The sequence below is a fragment of the Streptomyces sp. NPDC055078 genome (assembly GCF_053607985.1).
Genome location: NZ_JBSGUP010000934.1, coordinates 1 through 2385, shown reverse-complemented (window position 1 = coordinate 2385; position 2385 = coordinate 1). Strand labels below are relative to the sequence as shown.

The 2385-nt window shown below is 70.9% G+C and carries 4 protein-coding genes and 1 pseudogene; all 5 read left to right on the top strand.

Features of this window, described 5'->3' with window-relative positions:
- Nucleotides 1–320 (top strand): annotated as a pseudogene (locus ACWF94_RS38785) (DUF2637 domain-containing protein); the annotation flags it as partial.
- A 149-nt stretch (nt 321–469) separates the two neighbouring features.
- The gene (locus ACWF94_RS38780) at nt 470–1237 is read left to right on the top strand and encodes a phosphoadenosine phosphosulfate reductase (RefSeq protein ID WP_453499728.1); all 768 of its coding nucleotides are present in this window, start codon (nt 470–472) and stop codon (nt 1235–1237) included.
- A gap of 61 nt (nt 1238–1298) precedes the next feature.
- The gene (locus ACWF94_RS38775) at nt 1299–1682 is read left to right on the top strand and encodes a DUF6251 family protein (protein WP_453499726.1); all 384 of its coding nucleotides are present in this window, start codon (nt 1299–1301) and stop codon (nt 1680–1682) included.
- 87 nt (nt 1683–1769) lie between these two features.
- Complete coding sequence (locus ACWF94_RS38770) at nt 1770–1946, top strand: hypothetical protein (RefSeq protein ID WP_453499724.1); 177 nt, start codon at nt 1770–1772, stop codon at nt 1944–1946.
- Nucleotides 1947–2020: 74 nt separating this feature from the next.
- A complete protein-coding gene (locus ACWF94_RS38765) occupies nt 2021–2242 on the top strand; it encodes a DUF6257 family protein (protein WP_453499722.1) in 222 nt (73 codons plus the stop codon).
- Nucleotides 2243–2385: the final 143 nt, after the last annotated feature.

Here is a 2385-nt window from a genome sequence, read left to right as displayed (position 1 = left end):
TCCCGGTGGTTGAGCCGGTTCCGGTGCGGGCGGTCGCCGCCGCCGGGTCGGGTGCGCGCCGGGCGACCGGCCGGGTACCTCAGTCGGCCCGCACGATCCGACCGGTCCGCACTCCCGACCAACTGCTGTCCGAGGCACGGTCGGCTACCTCCGACTGGCCCGATGCGGAGCTGACGGCCGATGCGATCCGCAAGGCGGTGCGCACATCGTCGGAGAAGGCGCGCGGTCTGCGGGACGCCCTGCGGGCCGAGCGGGCCGGGGACGGCAGCGCCGATACCGGTTCTCGTCAGCCTGGCGGGTCTGTGGCGGTGGTCGCGTGAAGGCGGTCGCCCGGTTGGACCGGGCCCGTCGTCTCCTCAACGAGCCTGCCCCGCAGGCGCTCCCCGGACAGACCGTGATCGATGAGGCAGGCCCTAACCCTGGCCCCGAGGGGATCCGGACGTTCAGTTTCGGGGGCGGTGTCCAGTCCATGGCCGCGCTCGTGCTGGCCGCGTCTGGGGAGCTGGATTACCGCACGTTCCTGATGGCCAACGTGGGGGACGACTCGGAACACCCCGGCACGCTGCGCTACCTCACGGAGCATGCGGCCCCGTTCGCCAAGGCGCACGGGATCGACCTGGTGGTTCTCGACCATGTCATGGTGCGCTCCGGTGAGGTCCGCACCCTGTATCAGGACCTGACCCGGGAAGGGTCACGGTCGCTGAAGATCCCCGTGCGGATGTCGAACGGGGCCCCCGGCACTCGGAGCTGCACCGCCGATTTCAAGATCAAGGTCATCGGGCGGGAACTTCGGCGCCGGGGCGCGACGGCTGAGCGTCCGGCGACCGTGGGCATCGGGATCAGCCTCGATGAGATCAGCCGGGCGAACAAGCGGCGCTGCGGCCCCCATGAGCGGATCGAGTACCCGCTGCTGGAACGCGGTATCCGGCGTATCGACTGCGCCCGCATCATCCGCCGGGCCGGTCTGCCCGTACCGCCCAAATCGTCGTGCTGGTTCTGCCCGTTCCACCGGCCCGAGACCTGGCACGACATGCGCCGTGACACACCCGAGTTGTTCGAGAGAGCGTGCCAGCTCGAAGAACTGCTGAACCGTCGCCGGGACGACCTCGGCAAAGACCACGTCTGGCTGACCCGGTTCAACAAGCCGCTGCGCAAGGCCATCCCCGACGGGGTCGACCTCCTGCCCGGCTTCGATGACACCGACCCCGGATGCGACTCCGGCTGGTGCATGACCTAACCCCCCGCCCGGTGGCCGCTGCCCACCCCAGCGGCCACCGGGCCCTGCCCCAAGGAGAACCATGGAGTCCCTGCCCGAGCTGGCCCATGTGGTGCAGCTCCCCGACGGCACTCACGTGTACGTCGACCCCGCCCACCTCCCTGCCGTGCACCCGCCCGCGCCCCAGGTGCCGCAGGTCGTCCACCAGCACATCCACCAGGCCCCGCCGGACCGCACGGTTCAGCGCATCGCGCTCGGGTCCGGTGTCGGGGCCGGAACTGTCGCCGCCGGGGTCTATTTCGGTCCGCTGCTGGTCGCCGCCATCACGTCGATGGCTATCTCGCTGGCCGTGGTCGCCCTGGTCATCGTCGTCACCGCCTGGGGCGTCGTCACCGTCGTCCGCTCGATCGGCGGGACGGACGGCAAGAACGCCGCCAAAGCCATCCGTTCCGCGCGCCGCCGCTGACGGCTGCCTGTCCCCGCCCGGACGTCGTTCTCGACGCGCCGGGCGGGGGCGGGGAGCCGGACAGACCGGCCCCTGAGAGGAGACGCCATGACGGAGTACCCATCCGTGACCGCCTACACCGCCGCCCGGCGTGCCGGGGACAGCGACACCGCATCCGCGATCTGCCGCGAGGTCATCGACCGGTTCGAGACCCGCACCACCGACGGCACCGAGCTGGCCCATCTGTACGAGGCCAACCAGACCACCCCGCTCGCCTCGGACTGACGGCTGCCCGATCCGCCCGGCACACGCCCGGGCGGTGAGGGGAGCCGGGACAGTCCCGGTCCGGAGAGGACCTGATGGCACAGCAGGAAGAGCGCGAACCCAAGCTCACCGCGGGCGAGAAGGCGAAGGTCGCGTGGTACATCGCGCGGATGGCCAAGCGCGGCATCGCGGACGACCGGGTCTATGGCGGGCGCGTCCACCAGGGCGACCTGCAACGGAAGGTCGAGCGGGTCCTTGAGCAGGCGCGCAAGCGCGAGGAACGCGAAGCCAGGACCAAGAACAAGACCGGCAAGTAGCCACCCGGGGCGACCGCCCCTCTCGCCAAAGATGCGCGGTCGCCCCGGGCCCAACCCATCCACCCCTTTTCGAGCAGGACAGGAGATCTCCCAGCATGACTGATACCAGTGCGCCGCCGCCGGTTCTGCGGCCGGTGCCCGAC